A 17,423-nucleotide genomic window follows, 5' to 3' on the forward strand; every position below is an offset into this window, starting at 1 on the left:
TCCACTGCTTCACCCGACCCGACAAGGAGACAAGACCATGAAGACCCAACAGAAGATGATCGGCAAAGTCTGCAGCCTCGCATTGCTGGCGCTGGCCGCCACCCCGGCGCTGGCCGCCGACCCCGTCGTAACGCTCAAGCTGCACTTTCACCTGCCGATCAGCTCCTTGGCCAACACCCTGTTCATCACGCCCTGGTGCGAGAAAATCGCCAAGGAATCGAACGAGCGCATGAAGTGCCAGATCTATCCCTCAATGCAGCTCGGCGGCACTCCGGCCCAGCTCTACGAGCAAGTGCGCGATGGCGTGGCCGATGTCGTATGGGCCCTGCCGGGCTACACCGCCGGCCGCTTCCCAATGGTGGAAGCCTTCGAGCTGCCCTTCATGATGCAGAGCCCGGAAGCCACCAGCCGCGCGCTGTGGGACTACGTCGATCAGTACGCCAAGGCCGAGTTCAAGGATGTGAAGCCGCTGGCCTTCCATGTGCACGGCGATGGCGTTTTCCACACCACCAGCAAGCAGGTGCGCACCGCAGCCGATCTGAAAGGCATGAAGCTGCGCGCGCCAACCCGCCTCACCAACAAGTTCATCGCCATGCTCGGCGCCACGCCGGTGAGCATGCCGGTGCCGCAGGTGGGCGACGCGCTGGCCAAGGGCGTGATCGATGGCGCGGTTGTGCCCTATGAAGTGGTGCCCTCGGTGAAGATTCAGGAGCTTGTGAAGTACCACAGCGAAACCGACCCGGCCGAGCCCGCCTTCTACACCTCGACCTTCATCTTTGCGATGAACAAGGCCAAGTACGACTCGCTGCCGGCCGACCTGAAGAAGGTGATCGACCACAACAGCGGCGTGGAGCTTTCCGGCCAGATTGGCAAAGCCTTCCTGCAGGCCGATGCCGAGGGCAAGAAGCTCACCACCCACAACACCACCTACGTGATCCCGAAGGCCGAGCTGGACAACTGGAAGAAAGTGGCCGAGCCGCTGAAGGCCTCCTGGGTCAGCGAGATGAACGGCAAGGGCTACAACGGCCAGCAACTGCTCGATGGGGCCAAGGCCCTGATCGCCAAGCATTCGGCCGCCATCAAATAACCCCATGCCGATGAACGCTCAAGAAATGGAGGTGGCATCGTGAGTGCTGAACTACCCGGCAAACCCGGCACGCCGGAAGACTCCCCGCTGGAGAGTTTCTCGCACTGCCATGAAGGCATCCTCACGCATCTTGGCGCGCTGGGCGAACTGCCGGCGCTGGCTGCCGCCGCGACCCGCGCCCGGGAGCTCGCCGGGCAAACCCAGCGTTTCTTCGCCGAAGCCATGCTGGCCCACCACGAGGAGGAAGAGCGCGAGCTCTTCACCGCCGTGCTGGCCAGCTCGGTGGCCGGCGAAGAAGCCGCCAGGGTGCAGGCCATGGTGCAGCGCCTGACCGAAGAGCACCGCGCCATCGAAGTGCTCTGGTATCGCCTGGCGCCGCAGCTCAAGCGCCTCACCAATGGCCATGTCGAGCCGCTCGATGGCGCGCTGGCCAGTGAGCTGGTGAGCCGCTACCGCGCCCATGCCGACTTCGAGGAGCGCGAGTTCCTGCCGCTGTGCCAGCTCATTCTCGGCCGCAACGGCAGCCACATGGCGGCCCTCGGGCTGGCCCTGCACATGCGCCATGCGCCGCAGAAACTGCCCTACATCTGAACCGAAGCAAGGAGTCCACGCATCATGATCATCGACTGCCATGGTCACTACACCACCGCGCCGGCCGCCCTCGAAGCTTGGCGCCAGCGCCAGATCGCCGGCATCAAGGATCCTTCGGCAATGCCAAAGGCCTCTGAGCTGAAAATCAGCGACGACGAACTGCGCGAGAGCATCGAGCTGAATCAACTCGCCAAGATGAACGAGCGCGGCATCGACCTCACGCTGTTCTCGCCGCGCGCCAGCTTCATGGCCCACCACATCGGCGACTTTCAGATCTCCGCCACCTGGGCCTCGCTGTGCAACGAGTTGTGCCATCGGGTCGCCCAGCTTTTTCCCGAGCGCTTCGTGGGCGCGGCAATGCTGCCGCAGTCGCCCGGCGTGGATCCGGCGAGCTGCATTGCCGAGCTGGAAAAGTGCGTGAAGGAATACGGTTTCGTCGGCCTCAACCTCAATCCGGATCCCTCCGGTGGGCACTGGACCAGTCCGCCGCTGACCGACCGCCACTGGTACCCGCTCTACGAAAAAATGGTGGAGCTGGACATCCCGGCGATGATCCACGTCAGCACCAGCTGCAATGCCTGCTTCCACACCACCGGTGCGCACTACATCAATGCCGACACCACGGCCGTGATGCAGCTGATCCAGGGCGATCTGTTCCGCGACTTCCCGAGCTTGCGCTTCGTGATCCCGCACGGCGGCGGCGCCGCGCCCTATCACTGGGGGCGTTACCGTGGCCTCGCGCAGGAGCTCAAGAAACCCTTGCTCAGCGAGCATCTGCTGAAAAACATCTTCTTCGACACCTGCGTCTATCACCAGCCGGGCATCGACCTGCTGACGCGCGTGATCCCGGTCGAGAACGTGCTGTTCGCGTCCGAAATGATCGGCGCGGTGCGCGGCATCGACCCGGAGACAGGCCATCACTTCGACGACACCCGGCGTTACATCAACGCCGCCGCCTTGTCCGACGCCGAGCGCGCGCAGATCTTCGAGGGCAATGCTCGCCGCGTCTATCCGCGCCTCGATGCGCAACTGAAAGCCCGCGGGCGATGAGTCACGACCGAGGGGCGTCAAGTCGTAGGGCGGAGTGCCAACTCCGCCATTTTTCCAGACACATGCGCGGCATTTGCCCGCCATCGCATGCGGTGGAGTTTCACTCCACCCTACGTATCGGTCCCGCGTCGACGATCCAACCGTGCGCGGTGAAGGTCCGTGGATTTTGAGGAGAAAGCAATGAGCATGAACAATCTAGGCGTGGTGCGCACGCAAATCGAGCGCGCCGACCTGGCCGCCGTCGAACATCTCTCGCGCTTCGGCGTGGCCACCATTCACGAGGCCATGGGCCGCGTGGGGCTGTTGAAACCCACGATCCGCCCGATCTACGCCGGTGCGCATCTGTGCGGCACGGCCGTGACCGTGCTGCTGCAGCCCGGCGACAACTGGATGCTGCATGTGGCGGCCGAGCAGATCCGCCCCGGCGACGTGGTCATCGCCGCCTGCACCGCCGATAGCACCGATGGCTTCTTCGGCGACCTGCTGGCCACCTCCTACCGCGCTCGCGGCGCGAAAGGCCTGGTCATAGATGGCGGCGTGCGCGACGTGAAAGACCTCACCGCAATGAATTTCCCGGTCTTCAGCCGGGCGATTCACGCCAAGGGCTGCACCCGCGCCACGCTAGGCTCGGTGAATATCCCGGTGGTGTGTGCCGGCGCGCTGGTCAATCCGGGCGATGTAGTGGTTGCCGATGACGATGGCGTCGTGATCGTGCCGGCCGCGCTGGCGGCTGAGGTCGCTGCTGCCGCCCAGGCCCGCGAAGACAACGAAGGCGCCAAGCGCGCCCGCTTTGCGGCCGGCGAACTGGGGCTGGACATGTACAACATGCGCGACACCCTCGCGAAAGCCGGCCTGCGCTATGAATAGTGCTCGCTGCATGTGGATGCGCGGCGGCACCTCCAAGGGCGGCTACTTCCTCGCCGAGGATCTGCCCGCCGACCCGGCCACGCGCGACGCCTTCCTGCTGGCGGTGATGGGCTCGCCCGATGCGCGCCAGATCGATGGCATGGGCGGAGCTGATCCGCTCACCTCCAAAGTCGCGGTCGTGCGCAAGTCGCAGCGCCCCGGTGTGGATGTCGATTACCTGTTCCTGCAGGTCTTCGTCGATCAGCCGCTGGTGAGCAGCGCGCAAAACTGCGGCAATCTGCTCGCCGGTGTCGCCCCCTTCGCCATCGAGCGCGGGCTGGTGCCGACACAGACGGATGAGACCATGGTGCGCATCTACATGGAGAACACCGGCCAGATCGCCGAGGCAAGGGTGCAGACGCCGGAGGGGCGCGTCGAATACGCGGGCGACGCGGCACTCGATGGGGTGCCCGGCACGGCAGCGCCGATCCCGCTGTTTTTCAGCGACACGGCCGGCTCCTCCTGCGGTGCGCTGCTGCCGACCGGTCGGGCCCGCGACAGGATTCAGGGTGTGGACGTCACCTGCATCGACAATGGCATGCCGGTGGTGCTGATTCGCGCCGCCGATCTGGGCTGCCGGGGCGACGAAACGCGTGCCGAACTCGATGCCGATGAGGCGCTCAAGGCGCGGCTCGAAGCGATCCGGCTGGAAGCCGGGCCGCTGATGCATCTGGGCGATGTGCGCGAGCAGTCGGTGCCGAAAATGAGCTTGATCAGCGCGCCGCAAGCCGGCGGGGTGATCAACACCCGCAGCTTCATCCCGCACCGCTGCCATGCCGGCATCGGCGTGTTCGGCGCGCTCAGTGTGGCCACCGCCGCAGCGCTGCCCGGCAGCGTGGCCGAAGGCCTCGCGCAGGTGCCGGCCGGCGCCAGCAAGGCCATGCGCATCGAGCATCCCTCGGGCGCCACGCGGGTGCAGGTAGAAACCGATGGCGCGGGCGCATTTCGCTCGGCAGGATTGATCCTGAGCGCCCGCAAACTTTTCGATGGTGTTGTCTATGCTGCAGCACGCGCCTCCCAGCGCGAAGCCGTAGCCGAATGAAGAAGGAGACAGGAATGGCAAGAATCATTGGCGGCGTGGCGGTTTCGCATACCCCCACCATCGGCTTCGCCTACGACCACAGCAAGCAGAACGATCCGGCCTGGGCGCCGATATTCACGGCCTTCGAACCTTTGCGTGCGTGGTTCAACGAACAGAAGCCGGATGTGCTGATCTACATATTCAACGATCACGTCACCTCCTTCTTCTTCGATCACTACTCGGCCTTCGCGCTGGGCGTGGGCGAGCAATACGCGGTGGCGGACGAAGGCGGCGGCGCACGCGATCTGCCGCCGGCCGCCGGCCACCCGGCACTGGCCCGGCACATTGCCACCAGCCTCGTGACCGACGAGTTCGACATGTCCTTCTTCCAGGACAAACCTCTCGATCACGGTTTCTTCTCGCCGATGTCGGTGCTGCTCGACCGGCCGGACAATCAGTGGCCCACCACCGTGGTGCCGCTGCAGGTCGGCGTGTTGCAGTTCCCGATTCCGAGTGCGGCGCGCTGCTACAAGCTGGGCCAGGCCCTGCGCCGCGCCGTGGAGAGCTATCCGGAAGACCTCAAGGTGGCGGTGGTCGCCACCGGTGGCCTCTCGCACCAGGTGCATGGCGAACGTGCCGGCTTCAACAACACCGAGTGGGACCACCAGTTCCTCGACCTGATCACCCAGGATCCGGCTCAGCTCGCCGGCATGACCCACGCCGAATATGCCGAACTGGGCGGGCTGGAAGGCGCTGAAGTCATCATGTGGCTGATCATGCGCGGCGCGCTCTCGGCGAATGTGAAGCGCCTGCACAGCTCCTACTACCTGCCCTCGATGACTGGCATCGCCACCCTGATCCTCGAAGACGAAGGTCGGCCGGCGACCGGCGCCCAGCAGGCCCGCCACCGCGCCCGCATGGGCGAGCAGCTGGCGGGCGCCGAAAAACTGCAGGGCACCTATGCTTTCGATCTGGAGCGCAGCGTGCGGGCCTACCGCATCAACCGCTACCTGCACGAGATGATCCGCCCCGAGCACCGCGCGGCCTTCCTCGCCGATCCCGAAGCATCCTTCGAAGCAGCTAGCCTGAGCGAAACCGAGCGCGACCTGATCCGCAGCCGCGACTGGCGCGGCCTGATCCACTACGGCGTGATCTTCTTCATGCTCGAAAAACTCGGCGCCACGCTGGGCGTGCCGAATCTGCATATCTACGCTGCAATGCGCGGCGAGAGCGTCGAGGCCTTCATGAAGACCCGCAACACCCAGGTGAATTACTCGGTGGCGGGTAAGGGCAGGGTCTGAAGCCAGGGAGCGTCCGCCTCAGGCGGCACTACCGCTCAGTCAGGCGATGGGCATGTGCAGCGTGTCGTCTCCGTGAAGGTGGGGATCCAGTGTCTTTCTACGTCTCTGGATTCCCGTCTTCGCGGGAATGACAAGTTTTGGCCTTAGGTGAAGTTTTAGGCGGGCGCTTTTGAGCGGTGCATCAGGTGCTGGTAGCGAGGCTCTCATCCTGTGCCGGCGGCGCGCAGCGCACAACTTCTTCGAGGCTGGTCAGGCCTCTGGCGATCTTCAGGGCGCCCGAGATGCGTAGCGGCTTCATGTCTTCCCGCATGGCCTGCTGGCGAACGGCAGCGAGTTCGGTGTTGTGCTGGATCTGGCGGGCGATGCCCGGTGACATCAGGAGGGTTTCGTAAATGCCCATGCGCCCGCTGTAACCGGTATTGCGGCATTCCAGACAGCCGATCGGGCGATGAAAATGGCGTGGTACGGCGGCTTTGAACGGCGCGACGAGCTGCTCCCAGACCAGGGCTTCTTCCGGCGTGGGCGGCGAGGGCTGCTTGCAGTGCGGGCACAGGGTGCGCACCAGGCGCTGGGCCATCACGCCGAGCATGGTGGCATTCAGCAAGTAGGGTGGCACCCCCAGATCCAGCATTCGGGTGATGGCCGAGGGCGCATCGTTGGTGTGCAGGGTGGAAAGCACCAGGTGGCCGGTCAGCGCAGCCTGAATCGCCATTTCGGCGGTTTCCAGATCGCGGATTTCGCCGATCATGATGATGTCCGGGTCCTGCCGCAGCAGTGCCCGCACGCCGTCCGCGAAGCCAAGGTCAATACCTGCCTGGACCTGCATCTGGTTGAAGGCGCCTTCCACCATTTCGATCGGATCTTCGATCGTGCACACATTCACTTCCTGTGTGGCGAGCTGCTTGAGCGTGGAGTAGAGCGTGGTGGTCTTGCCCGAGCCGGTCGGGCCGGTCACCAGGATGATGCCGTTGGGCTGGCGAGTCATGTGGTGCCAGCGCACCAGATCTTCGTCAGTGAAGCCGAGCTCGGCAAAGCTGCGCACCAGCACGTCCGGATCGAAAATCCGCATTACCAGCTTTTCGCCGAAGGCGGTGGGCAGTGTGGATAGACGTAGCTCGACCTCGGTGCCTTGTGGCGTGCGGGTCTTGATACGGCCATCCTGCGGGCGCCGTTTCTCGACGACGTCCATGCGGCCGAGAATCTTGATGCGGCTGGTCATCGCGTTGATGACCGTCATCGGCAGCTGGTAGACCTGATGCAGCACGCCATCGATGCGAAAGCGCACGATGCCCATCTCGCGGCGTGGCTCGACGTGGATGTCCGACGCACGCTGGTCAAAGGCGTATTGCCACAGCCAGTCGACGATGGAGACGATGTGCTGCTCGTTGGCGTCGAACTGGCGATTGGTTTTCGAGAGCTCGACCAGTTGCTCGAAGTTCGAGATCGCGCTGCCCTTCTGTTGCTCGGCCTGGGAGGCCTTCTTGACCGAGCGCGCGAGGTTGTAGAACTCGATCTGGAAGCGCTCGATATCCACTGGATTGGCGAACACGCGGCGAATCGGCTTGCGCAGCACATGCAGGAGTTCCGCCTCCCACTCGCGCACGAAGGGCTCGGCGCTGGCGATCACCACCTCGTTACCACTGACCTGCACAGGCAGCACCTGCAGACGCGAGGCGTAGGCGGCGGTCATCACTTCGGTAACGGTCGAGAAATTGATCTTCAGCGGATCAATGTGGAAGTACTCCAGCCCCAGTTTGCCGGCCAGCCATTCGGTGAGGGCATCGATATGCAGGAGCTTGTGCGGCGGCTGAGCGGATTTCAGCTGGCGTTCGGCAATGACCACCAGCGGATGCGCACCGCCCTTGTGGCTGTAGCGTTCGGCGAAGATCGCCTCGGCATCCTCATGGCTGATCAGGCGATCTTCGCGCATCAGTTTCAGAACCTCCTTGAGCTGGAGGCGGTGTTCACTGGCGGCGTGTTTCGAGCTAGGGCTGTTCATGTCACGGGGAAGGCTGGGCGCGCGAGACTGGAATGTACTCCCGAGGGAGTACGGGCAGGGGCTTGGTTTGGGAGTTTTTCAAGCCCTTTGCAGCTTTTAACGACAGCCGGACCCGCCGCATTGAGCGTGCTAACATCGCGCGGCCTTTGGTCTGCCTGCTCATGATCGACATCACCCCCCACTTTGCTGACGACGGCACGCTTGCCCGCGTGATTCCCGGTTTTCGCCCGCGCCCCCAGCAACTGGAGATGGCGGCGGCGATTGCGCGCGCAATCCATGGCAACCGACTGCTGGTGGCCGAGGCGGGTACCGGTACCGGCAAGACCTTCGCCTATCTGGTGCCGGCGCTCCTCTCGGGCGGCAAGGTGATCGTCTCGACTGGTACCAAGACCCTGCAGGACCAGCTCTTTCACCGCGATCTGCCGGCCGTGCGCAAGGCCTTGAAGGTGCCGGTGGGTGTCGCCTTGCTGAAGGGGCGACAGAACTATGCCTGTCACTACCATATCGGGCGGGCCCAGCTCGAAGGCCGTTTCCTCAATCGTGAGGATGCGGTCCACATCCGCACGATTGCCAAATGGCTGATGCACACCCAGACCGGCGACAAGGCTGAGTGCACAGGTGTGCCCGAGGATTCCACGGTATGGATGGCGGCAACCTCGACGCGCGAGAACTGTCTCGGTCAGGAGTGCCCGAACGCCAAGGAGTGCTTCGTGATGGCGGCGCGGCGCGCGGCGCAGGAGGCGGATGTGGTGGTGGTCAATCATCACCTGTTCTTCGCAGATGTGATGTTGCGCGACGAAGGCATGGGCGAGCTGTTGCCGGCCTGCAATACGGTGATTTTCGACGAAGCGCATCAGTTGCCGGAAACTGCCTCGATGTTCTTTGGCGACTCGGCTTCCACTGGCCAGATGCTCGATCTGGCGCGCGATACCCGGGTCGAGGCGGTCGCGGGGGCACGCGATTTCCTGCCCTTGCAGGATGCCACCCGGTCGCTGGAGAAAGCCGCTCGCGATCTGCGTCTGGCGATTCCCGGCGAGAACGCCCGGCTTTCCTTCGAGCAGGTTGGCGACAAGGCGGACTTCCTGGCCGCGCTGGACGCGGTTGAGCATGAGCTGGAGGCCTTTGTCGGTTTGGCCGAATCGCAGGCCGAGCGCTCCGAAGGACTGGAGAAATGCTGGCAGCGCGCCACCGATCTGCACGCCCGGCTCACCAACTGGCGCCGCCTGAATCAGCCGGACACGATCCGCTGGGTCGAGGTGTTTAGCCAGTCGGCCTCGCTGAATACCACCCCGCTGCGGGTGGCCGAGATTTTCCGCAAGCAGATCGAGGGCAATGCCAAGAGCTGGATCTTTGCCTCCGCAACGCTCGCTGTCGGGCAGAGCTTCGGCCACTACTGTGGCGAACTGGGCCTCGATGTGCTGGATCCGCCGCCCGATACCGGCATGTGGGGCAGCCCCTTCGAATATCAGGATCAGGCTTTGCTGTACGCACCAGCGAATATGCCCGATCCGAACAGTCCGCTGTATCTGGATGCAGTCATCGAAGCCGCTGTGCCGGTGATCCGCGCAGCCCAGGGGCGCACTTTTGTGCTGTGTACGTCGCTGCGGGCCATGAAGCACATCCACGAGGGGCTCGAGTCGCGCTTTCATCGCCAGGCGTTGGATTTCCCCCTGTTGATCCAGGGCCAGGCCTCGCGCAGTGAGTTGCTGGAGCGCTTCCGTCAGCTCGGCAATGCAGTGCTGGTAGCCAGCCAGAGCTTCTGGGAAGGCGTGGATGTGCCGGGCGATGCGCTGTCTGTCGTGATCATCGACAAGCTGCCCTTTGCGCCGCCGGATGACCCGGTGCTGAAAGCCCGCGTCGACTGGATCGAGAAGCAGGGCAAGAACCCGTTCATGGAATACCAGCTGCCGCGCGCGGTGATCAGCATGAAACAGGGGGCAGGGCGGCTGATCCGCTCCGAGCGCGATCGTGGTGTGCTGATGGTTTGCGACCCGCGCATGATCAGCAAGCCCTATGGCAAGCGGGTCTGGCAAAGCCTGCCGGCGATGCGCCGCACACGCATCGAGGAGGAAGTGGTGGCTTTCCTCGAAGCCTTGCCGCCGCCTGCCAGCTTGGTAGATTGACAAAAAATTGCAGCTTCGCGTGCTGACAGCTGTCATAGATACAAAGTAATATTTCCCCGCGCGCCTGTAGGAGAAGAACCTACAGCTAATATTCGCCGCTGGAAGCGGTTTCGGGGAACAGATGGACAGGCTGGTTTTTGCCAAGACGAGTGCCGGGCTGGATGAAATCCAGCAGCGCCAGATGCGCCTGCATCCGCGCGTGCGCTCGCTCCTGATTCTTGTGGATGGCAAGCAGCCGGTGTCTGAACTGCGTGGCAAGTTTGCCGTTGATCCCGTGATCCTGCAGGAGCATCTGGAACTGCTGCAGGAAGCCGGCCTGATCCATCCGGTGTTCGAGAGTGTGGAACCCACACCGCATACCGGCCCCGCCTCCAATCTGCCGGAAGTCGTGGAGCTGCCCGCGCAAGGCGAAGCTTCATGGATGTCGGAAATGCAGAGCCCGCTGCCCTCTGACGAGAGTTCCCGCCTGATGGCGCTCTACCGCATCTATACCGAGACCATCAGTGCCAGTTTCGCTGCCAAGTCCGCACCTTATCTGAAGGAGCTGGACAAGGCTGCGCGCATTGGCGATTACATCGCCCTTGGGAACAAGATCATCACGGCGCTGAACAAGTCCGCGCGTGTCAATCTGGCGGTCGAGTTCAAGCGCAAGGTCAAGCCGTTGCTCAGATAGCTCAGCGCGGAATGATCGGAATGATCTTGCGCGCTTTCACTTTCTGCTGTGGCCGCCCGGCGGCGAGCTGACGCCGGCGCTCTTCCTCACGCATCCAGGCACGGTAGCCTAGCAGTGTCGCCAGAATCAGGGTGTAGATCAGCGGTTCGGTAATATCCCGCTTCACCAGCCACCAGTAGTGCAGCACAGCGAGGATGCCGATGGCGTATACCGAGCGATGCAGTGTCTGCCATCGTCGCCCGCCTAGCCAGCGGATGGCGGTGTTGAAGGAGGTCGCGGCGAGCGGAATCAGCAGTACGAAAGCGGCAAAGCCCACCGTGATGAAGGGGCGCTTCACGATGTCGCGTGCGATGCCTTCCCAGTCAAAAAACTGGTCCAGCCAGATGTAGGTGATGAAGTGTTGCAGGCCATAAAAAAAGGCATACAGCCCCAGCATGCGGCGGGTGCGCAGCAGCCAGTTCATGCCGCTCAGCTTGCGCAGCGGCGTGATGGCAAGTGAGGCCAGCAGGAAGCGCAGGGTCCACTCGCCGGTGCCACGTGTAATCGCCTCCACTGGGTTGGCACCCAGTTCATCATTGAAAAAGCCCCAGCTCATGTGTGCCAGAGGCAGCAGGCAGGCAAGGAAGAGTACGCATTTGAAGGCCGCGATCGCGCCGCGCCCAGGGTTCTTGATCCAGTCTCGCATCAGTAGTTCTTCTTCAGGTCCATGCCGGTGTAAAGCTGGCCCACCTCGTCGGCATAGCCGTTGAAAAGCAGGGTCTTGCGCTTGGTGATTTCACCGATGCGGCGCTCGGTATCCTGCTTCCAGCGTGGATGATGCACGGCTGGATTGACGTTCGAATAGAAACCGTATTCATTGGCGGCAGCCTTGTTCCAGGCCGTGCCCGGCATCTTCTCGACCAGCCTGATCTTTACGATGGATTTTGCGCCCTTGAAACCATACTTCCAGGGCACCACCAGGCGGATCGGGGCGCCATTCTGAGGCAGCAACTCCTCGCCGTAGAGGCCGACCGCCATCAGCGTGAGCGGGTGCATGGCCTCATCGAGACGCAGACCTTCGGTATAAGGCCAGTCCAGCACTGGTTGCCAGGTGCCGAGCATGATCCGCTTGTCGTAGTGAGTCACGAACTCCACGAATTTCGCACTGCCCTGCGGTTCGACCAGCTTGAGCAAACTCGCCAGTGGGAAGCCTACCCAGGGAATGACCATTGACCAGCCCTCGACGCAGCGCATGCGATAGATGCGTTCCTCAAGTGGTGCAAGCTTGAGCAGATCTTCGATGGCAAAGCTGCGTGGCTTGTTGCACAGGCCTTCCACTACAACGGTCCACGGCCGTGTCTTCATCACGCCGGCATTTTCCGCAGGTTCATCCTTGTCCAGTCCGAACTCGTAGAAGTTGTTGTAGCTCGTGATGTCCTTCAGGCGCGTCGGTTTGTCATCAATCTTCTGGCGATTGGGCTGCACATTGGCAAGTGCTGCAGCTTCGGCCGCCCCCCAGGGCAACGCCAGCCCTGTCGCAGCGGCCAGAACTGCACGACTGCTGCTGCGCATGAACTCGCGGCGGGCCTGGTAGAGCTCAGCTGGGGTGATTTCGGAGGGGGGGATGTTGTCGGGGCGTCGGATCAGCATGGGGTCCATCCTTTCAGGGCAGTGGGTCTGCCGGGCTCTCTGGTGTCGGGATCTATCCGTAGTAGACCGCCTTGGGCGCAAAAGCTTACGGGAAAAAGCACAAATTCCTTGGCGAGCGCTTGGCGCGTGGAAAGTTTTTACTCTGGCATTGCCCGAAGGTGCCAAGTCTGGCTATAATCTCGCCTCTTCGCGGAGAGGTGGATGAGTGGTTTAAGTCGCACGCCTGGAAAGCGTGTGTAGGGTAATACTCTACCGCGGGTTCGAATCCCGCCCTCTCCGCCACGAAGACCTGTTAAGGCCCTGAAAATTCAGGGCCTTTTGTTTTTCTGGTTTGCTTGTACTGCATGGAATGCATACCTCTCGCTTGAGGCAAGCGTACCTACGGTTCGCGCCAAGCACCCTTTCTTCGCATGAGCATGCGTTGCTCGGAATGCCTCCCTGATCAACTTCTGGAAGTCGCTGCGTCGCCAGGCCACCGAGCAGGGGCCGCTTAAGGCCTCGGTCAAGCGTTGTTGGGAGCATCTGTGAAATACACCGAACACGAAAAACTGCTCATCCTTTGGGCTGTGCTTTTTTAAGCTTCTGTCCTGTGTTTGATCAATCAGCACTGGCTGATTGATCGGTTCGGGAGTCGCGTCAATCTTCAGGCGTCGATCTGCCCGGGCATTTCCTTGTGCAGCATGAGCTTTTGCTCGCCCCGTTTGCGTAGGCGGATGTTGATCAGCTCTACCACGATAGAGAAGGCCATCGCGAAGTAGATGTAGCCCTTCGGCACATGGGTGTCGAAGCCTTCTGCAATCAGGGTGACACCGACCAGCACCAGGAAGGACAAGGCCAGCATCTTGATGGTGGGGTTGGCATCAACGAATTCGCCGATCGGTTTGGCTGCGAACATCATCACGCCAACCGAGATCAGGATTGCGGCGACCATTACGCCGATCTGGTCGACCAGGCCGACGGCGGTGATCACCGAGTCCAGCGAAAACACGATGTCGATGATCGCAATCTGCACTAGCACGGCACCAAAGGCTGCGCGTGCCGCGCTTTCCGTGTGATGGGCTTCTTGTTCCGCCGTGAGCGAGTTGTGAATCTCATGCACGCTCTTCCACAGCAGGAACAGGCCGCCGCCGATCAGGATGATGTCGCGCCCGGAAATCTCCTGGGCCAGCACGGTGAATAGCGGGGCGGTGAGCTTCATGATCCAGACCAGCGACAGCAGCAGGGCGATGCGACTCAGCATGGCCAGCGACAGGCCCAACCGGCGCGCCAGGTTGCGCCGCGAAGCTTCGACGCGCGAGACCAGGATGGAGATGAAGATAATGTTGTCGATACCCAGTACGATTTCCAGCGCTGTGAGGGTGGCGAGGGCAATCCAGGCATTCGGGTCGGCAAGCCATTCGAACATGATCGGGATCCGTTATAGAAAAGGTGTGATGAGACCGGCGGAACCGGGGCTGGTTCCTGTGTTGCGTTCATTCGCTCAAGTGTTGCGCATGAAGCCCAGGTTGCTGCTGGCGAAGTTGCCTATGTTGGGCAGGACGACCGGCAAATCCGCTTCTGCCACCCCCATCCAGCGTGCCAGCGTGGCGGCGTACTGGTCTACTGCCGTAGTGGGTAGCAGGCGGCCATTGCCGACGTCCGTTGTCGTGTTCAGGGCGACCTCCGGGAACTGGCCATAGAGCTGCCCGCCCTTTACGGCGCCGCCGACGATGAAGTGGTGGCTGCCCCAGCCATGATCGGAGCCGTCGCCGTTGGAGAGCAATGCGCGGCCGAAGTCCGAGGCCGTGAACAGGGTGACCTTGTCCGCTACGCCGAGTTCTTCCATTGCCTCCTGGAAGTACGCGACCGATTGCGCCACGCTGCGCAGCAACTCGCCTTGCTTGGCGAGCTGGTTGTCGTGGGTATCGAATCCGTTCAGCGAGACGAAGAAAATCTGGCGCCGCTGTCGGATGCTTTCATCATCGCGCACGCCGATCATGCGCGCTACGATGCGCAGCTGCTGGGCGAGCTTGTCCTGCGCGAGCTCAGGCGGCAGATCAATGCGCGGGTCGTTCTCGGGCAGTCTGGCCAGTGCCGCAGAGAGCAGGCCGTGGGCTTCGATCGAGCGATTGACGACAGCTGCGTACTCGCTGCCGAAGAGCTCGTCCTGACTGGCCGCGATCTGGGCACGCAAGGCCTCGGCGATCTGGGGTGGATAGCGGTTGCCACTGGTGACGCGGTTGAAGCCGATCGCACCGCCCGGCGTGATCTGATACTGGATGGTCTTGTCGCTAGCGAGGAAAACAGCGTTGCCCGCTGCCGAGATGGCAGTGAAGAGTTGCTTGCCGTTGTGGCTGGCGAGCAGATCGGCAATTCGCCCGCCCCATCCGATCTTCGCGCCTTCGGGCGAGAAGGCCTGCCAGATGGCTTGTTGGTCGTTATGCGAGAAGAGCTTGGGCGGCCGGGCAATGTTCGTGCCCTTGAAACTGGCGGCATCCCTGATCGGCACGATGAGCGGGCCGACGTTGGCGAGCACCGCAGTCTTGCCGCGTTGATAGAGGCGCTGAAGGGGTTCCAGTTCCGGGTGCAGGCCCAGCGGCTGGCTGGCGGCGAGCGGCAGCAATTGCTCGCGCGGCAGGGCCAACACTGTCCGGGCCGTCGCATAGCGTGCATAGCCGGACTCATCCAGCGGTATGACCGTGTTGTGGCCGTCGTTGGCACCGTACATGAAGAGACACACGATGGCCCGGTAATCATCGGGCCGGTTGGCGGCAGCCGCGGCACCGATGCCGGCCAGTTGCAGGCCCAGCGGCCCGGCCGTGCGCAGCAGCGTGAGGGCGCCGGCGCGGCGCAGGAATTCGCGGCGGGAAGCTTGGCTCATGCTTGCATCCTCATCTCTGCACCAGATATTCGGGCGACACCATCACCAGCAGCACGGCCAGCTTCACGCGGTTGCGCTGCGCGTTTTCGAGCGCAGTGACCGGGCTGGCCGGCAGGGGCAGAGCGGCTACGGCCGCGGTGATGCGCTGGCGGGAGGCTTCGGTGAGGCGCTGGCCGGTGAGCAGCAGATCCAGCTGCTCGACGAGGCGGGCGGGCTGCGAGGCCAGCGCCATCTGCGCGCTGTAGTCTGGCTGGATGTCACGGCGCCCGCCCTCGGCGCGACCGGCGCCTGCGTCGATCGTGGTCTGGATGAAATTGGCATAGCCGGCCACAGCGCTTTCGGAGACGATCTGCATCTCCGGCGCCACCATGTTCTTGCGGGCGATTTCGCTGCCCGGCGGCATGAAGCCGGGGCGGTAGAAGTTGAACACGCTGGGCGAGCGCAGCGGACTCTGGCCGAGCGAGTTGGCTGGGTTGTCGGTGTTCTGCATGCGGAATTCTCCCGAGGCCGAGGTGGCATGGAAGGCTCGCATCCACTGCGACAGGCGCAGGATCGGCTCGCGCAGCTTGCCGCTGGAGCCTGCTGCGGGGTTGCGGGCCTCTGGATCCAACAGCACGGCGCGGATCACGGCCTGCATGTCACCGCGCACGCCAGCGCCATTGTCATTGAAGGCACGTGCGACGCGTTCGACATAGGCTGGCGAGGGATTGCTGGTCACGAGGCGCTGGATCAGCTGGCGGCCGAAAAAGGGGCCGACGTTGGGGTGATTGAAAAGTCGGTCCAGCGCGATTTTCAGATCCCCTTCCGGATCAGCTTGCACCTGTGGCTTGATGGTGACGCCGAGGAAATTCTTTTCACTGGTCGAGTGGAATTTCGGATAGCCCTTCATCGGCAGGATGTCCCAGTGCGGTTCCTTGCCCTGCTGGAAGAAGTGCTGATCCGTCGTGCCGGGGCCGCCGTAGGATAGGCCGGTGAAAACCCTGGCCAGCCCGGTGATGTCGTCCATGTCATAGGTTTCGATGGGCTGGTTGTTCTCCAGCTTCAAGGAGCCGTCCGGGTTCAGCTCCTGCAGGCCGATGGTGAACAGCTGCATGATTTCGCGGGCGAAGTTCTCGTCCGGCACGCGGCCCTTGGCCGGGTCTTCCTTCTGGTTTTTCAGGTGGGAGAGGTAGATGCCCATCATTGGGTGGCGGGCTACTTCTTCGAGCAGGCTGCGAAAGTCGCCGAAGGCATTGCGCCCGAGCATGTCGTAATAGGAGGCGACACCGCGGATCTTCACATCTAGCATGCCTTCAAACGAGATCACGAATATTTCCGAGAGCGCGAAGGCCACGCGCTGGCGCAACTGGTCCGGCGCGGTGGCTGCACGCTTCCAGAAGATCTCGAAAAACAGTTGCTGGCGCAGGTTCTGGCCCTTGGCGAGCTGCGCGTGATGAGGCTCCACATCGGGAAGGAACAGCGTTTGGGGCAGTGCGAACTGCTGCTTGAACCAGTGTGGGTAGTCGCTGCTGCTGAGGGCGTCGATCTCCGCCAGGCTAGGGCCGAAGCTGGCTTGCTGCAGGAAGCGCGAAGCGTCCACCGGAGAGGGCGCAGGGTAACGGGGGCCGGGCGGTGTGGCGGGGCGCTTGATGGCCGCCGGGCTATCCGGATAGGCCCACGGGTCAGAGCGTGGCGAAGTGCTGCCACAGGCGGCCAGCAGACCCAGGAAAAGAGGCAGGCAAGAACGCAGCAGTTTCATGGTCCTGTTCCGAGAGTGTGCATCTGGCCAGGAGTTTAGGGCGGGCAGGGCCTGAACGGGATCAGGGTAAACAAAAAGGGTTCCCCTTGCGAGGAACCCGAAGTGCTGCGTGAGGAGACGGTTGCTGGCTGACGCCCTAGGAGCGGGCACCAAACATATAGCGATCGGTTTTACTGCCTTTTTCTGGTGCAGGAGATGATTTGCTTGCGGGTGCTGAAGTGGTGGTGCTTTGCAGACTATCAGCTTGGATCCAGCCCAGACGGTTGCGGATTTCGAGCGAGCCTGTGACAAGGTCAATGTCTTCGCAATCCTCAGCAGCATCCAGTACTTGGCAGGCGTAGGCTTGATCAGTGAAAAAACGCTGGGTGTTCACGGCGACACCCTTTTCCTGGCGCAGACGGATCTTGATGCGGGCGAGGAGCTGAATTACTACGGGATCCATGGC

15 protein-coding genes and 1 tRNA gene are annotated in these 17,423 nt (G+C 62.7%); 9 read left to right on the forward strand and 7 right to left on the reverse strand.

Translation table 11 applies throughout. The annotated features are described in order from the left end of the window. The first annotated feature begins 37 nt into the window (after window positions 1-37). The 6 genes from C0V76_RS11905 (at window position 38) to C0V76_RS11930 (ending at window position 5,956) form a co-directional block, all read left to right on the forward strand. On the forward strand, window positions 38-1,087 hold the full coding sequence (locus C0V76_RS11905) for a TRAP transporter substrate-binding protein (protein WP_101942616.1): 1,050 nt from the start codon (window positions 38-40) through the stop codon (window positions 1,085-1,087). Between the two features lie 39 nt (window positions 1,088-1,126). Continuing rightward, window positions 1,127-1,678: a hemerythrin domain-containing protein gene (locus C0V76_RS11910; protein ID WP_101942617.1), complete on the forward strand. Its 552-nt coding sequence runs from the start codon at window positions 1,127-1,129 to the stop codon at window positions 1,676-1,678. 24 nt (window positions 1,679-1,702) lie between these two features. Beyond that, on the forward strand, window positions 1,703-2,728 hold the full coding sequence (locus C0V76_RS11915) for an amidohydrolase family protein (RefSeq protein WP_101942618.1): 1,026 nt from the start codon (window positions 1,703-1,705) through the stop codon (window positions 2,726-2,728). Between the two features lie 180 nt (window positions 2,729-2,908). Continuing rightward, window positions 2,909-3,595 (forward strand): 4-carboxy-4-hydroxy-2-oxoadipate aldolase/oxaloacetate decarboxylase, encoded by a 687-nt coding sequence (ligK, locus tag C0V76_RS11920; protein WP_101942619.1) that lies wholly within the window; start codon window positions 2,909-2,911, stop codon window positions 3,593-3,595. After that, entirely contained in the window at window positions 3,588-4,676 is a 1,089-nt protein-coding gene (locus C0V76_RS11925; RefSeq protein WP_216821723.1) for a 4-oxalomesaconate tautomerase, read from the forward strand. Before ligK ends, C0V76_RS11925 begins: the two co-directional genes overlap by 8 nt. Before the next feature lie 14 nt (window positions 4,677-4,690). Next, window positions 4,691-5,956, forward strand: a complete 1,266-nt coding sequence (locus C0V76_RS11930) for a gallate dioxygenase (RefSeq protein ID WP_101942621.1) — start codon at window positions 4,691-4,693, stop codon at window positions 5,954-5,956. A gap of 181 nt (window positions 5,957-6,137) precedes the next feature. Here the strand turns inward: C0V76_RS11930 and C0V76_RS11935 are convergent, their stop codons facing one another. Further along, window positions 6,138-7,955 (reverse strand): GspE/PulE family protein, encoded by a 1,818-nt coding sequence (locus C0V76_RS11935; protein WP_101942622.1) that lies wholly within the window; start codon window positions 7,953-7,955, stop codon window positions 6,138-6,140. Between the two features lie 161 nt (window positions 7,956-8,116). Here C0V76_RS11935 and C0V76_RS11940 point away from each other — a divergent pair, with 161 nt between their 5' ends. Both C0V76_RS11940 and C0V76_RS11945 read left to right on the forward strand, forming a co-directional pair. Next, entirely contained in the window at window positions 8,117-10,078 is a 1,962-nt protein-coding gene (locus tag C0V76_RS11940) for an ATP-dependent DNA helicase (RefSeq protein ID WP_101942795.1), read from the forward strand. A 121-nt stretch (window positions 10,079-10,199) separates the two neighbouring features. Beyond that, window positions 10,200-10,751 (forward strand): hypothetical protein, encoded by a 552-nt coding sequence (locus tag C0V76_RS11945; protein WP_101942623.1) that lies wholly within the window; start codon window positions 10,200-10,202, stop codon window positions 10,749-10,751. 1 nt (window position 10,752) lies between these two features. Here the strand turns inward: C0V76_RS11945 and C0V76_RS11950 are convergent, their stop codons facing one another. Then, complete coding sequence (locus C0V76_RS11950; protein WP_101942624.1) at window positions 10,753-11,436, reverse strand: sulfite oxidase heme-binding subunit YedZ; 684 nt, start codon at window positions 11,434-11,436, stop codon at window positions 10,753-10,755. After that, the gene (gene msrP, locus C0V76_RS11955) at window positions 11,436-12,380 is read right to left on the reverse strand and encodes a protein-methionine-sulfoxide reductase catalytic subunit MsrP (RefSeq protein ID WP_101942625.1); all 945 of its coding nucleotides are present in this window, start codon (window positions 12,378-12,380) and stop codon (window positions 11,436-11,438) included. Before msrP ends, C0V76_RS11950 begins: the two co-directional genes overlap by 1 nt. A 191-nt stretch (window positions 12,381-12,571) precedes the next feature. Here msrP and C0V76_RS11960 point away from each other — a divergent pair. Next, window positions 12,572-12,662: transfer RNA gene (locus C0V76_RS11960), tRNA-Ser, on the forward strand. 361 nt (window positions 12,663-13,023) lie between these two features. Here the strand turns inward: C0V76_RS11960 and C0V76_RS11965 are convergent. From C0V76_RS11965 to C0V76_RS11980, 4 genes are all read right to left on the reverse strand, one after another. Then, a complete protein-coding gene (locus C0V76_RS11965) occupies window positions 13,024-13,785 on the reverse strand; it encodes a TerC family protein (RefSeq protein ID WP_101942626.1) in 762 nt (253 codons plus the stop codon). A gap of 75 nt (window positions 13,786-13,860) precedes the next feature. Next, the gene (locus C0V76_RS11970; protein WP_101942627.1) at window positions 13,861-15,240 is read right to left on the reverse strand and encodes a DUF1501 domain-containing protein; all 1,380 of its coding nucleotides are present in this window, start codon (window positions 15,238-15,240) and stop codon (window positions 13,861-13,863) included. 10 nt (window positions 15,241-15,250) lie between these two features. Beyond that, on the reverse strand, window positions 15,251-16,978 hold the full coding sequence (locus tag C0V76_RS11975) for a DUF1800 family protein (RefSeq protein WP_101942628.1): 1,728 nt from the start codon (window positions 16,976-16,978) through the stop codon (window positions 15,251-15,253). Window positions 16,979-17,114: 136 nt separating this feature from the next. Then, a complete protein-coding gene (locus tag C0V76_RS11980; RefSeq protein ID WP_101942629.1) occupies window positions 17,115-17,420 on the reverse strand; it encodes a hypothetical protein in 306 nt (101 codons plus the stop codon). Window positions 17,421-17,423 lie beyond the last annotated feature (3 nt).

It is taken from the genome of Uliginosibacterium sp. TH139 (assembly GCF_002855595.1).
Lineage (GTDB): Bacteria > Pseudomonadota > Gammaproteobacteria > Burkholderiales > Rhodocyclaceae > Uliginosibacterium > Uliginosibacterium aquaticum.

What these genes read in the sequence shown, in the direction of transcription:
- C0V76_RS11905 (WP_101942616.1), top strand. Translation starts at nt 38, where the DNA reads ATGAAGACCCAACAGAAGATGATCGGCAAAGTCTGCAGCCTCGCATTG.
- C0V76_RS11915 (WP_101942618.1), top strand. Translation starts at nt 1,703, where the DNA reads ATGATCATCGACTGCCATGGTCACTACACCACCGCGCCGGCCGCCCTC.
- ligK (WP_101942619.1), top strand. Translation starts at nt 2,909, where the DNA reads ATGAGCATGAACAATCTAGGCGTGGTGCGCACGCAAATCGAGCGCGCC.
- C0V76_RS11925 (WP_216821723.1), top strand. Translation starts at nt 3,588, where the DNA reads ATGAATAGTGCTCGCTGCATGTGGATGCGCGGCGGCACCTCCAAGGGC.
- C0V76_RS11930 (WP_101942621.1), top strand. Translation starts at nt 4,691, where the DNA reads ATGGCAAGAATCATTGGCGGCGTGGCGGTTTCGCATACCCCCACCATC.
- C0V76_RS11935 (WP_101942622.1), bottom strand. Translation starts at nt 7,955, where the DNA reads ATGAACAGCCCTAGCTCGAAACACGCCGCCAGTGAACACCGCCTCCAG.
- C0V76_RS11940 (WP_101942795.1), top strand. Translation starts at nt 8,117, where the DNA reads ATGATCGACATCACCCCCCACTTTGCTGACGACGGCACGCTTGCCCGC.
- C0V76_RS11945 (WP_101942623.1), top strand. Translation starts at nt 10,200, where the DNA reads ATGGACAGGCTGGTTTTTGCCAAGACGAGTGCCGGGCTGGATGAAATC.
- C0V76_RS11950 (WP_101942624.1), bottom strand. Translation starts at nt 11,436, where the DNA reads ATGCGAGACTGGATCAAGAACCCTGGGCGCGGCGCGATCGCGGCCTTC.
- msrP (WP_101942625.1), bottom strand. Translation starts at nt 12,380, where the DNA reads ATGCTGATCCGACGCCCCGACAACATCCCCCCCTCCGAAATCACCCCA.
- C0V76_RS11965 (WP_101942626.1), bottom strand. Translation starts at nt 13,785, where the DNA reads ATGTTCGAATGGCTTGCCGACCCGAATGCCTGGATTGCCCTCGCCACC.
- C0V76_RS11970 (WP_101942627.1), bottom strand. Translation starts at nt 15,240, where the DNA reads ATGAGCCAAGCTTCCCGCCGCGAATTCCTGCGCCGCGCCGGCGCCCTC.
- C0V76_RS11975 (WP_101942628.1), bottom strand. Translation starts at nt 16,978, where the DNA reads ATGAAACTGCTGCGTTCTTGCCTGCCTCTTTTCCTGGGTCTGCTGGCC.
- C0V76_RS11980 (WP_101942629.1), bottom strand. Translation starts at nt 17,420, where the DNA reads ATGGATCCCGTAGTAATTCAGCTCCTCGCCCGCATCAAGATCCGTCTG.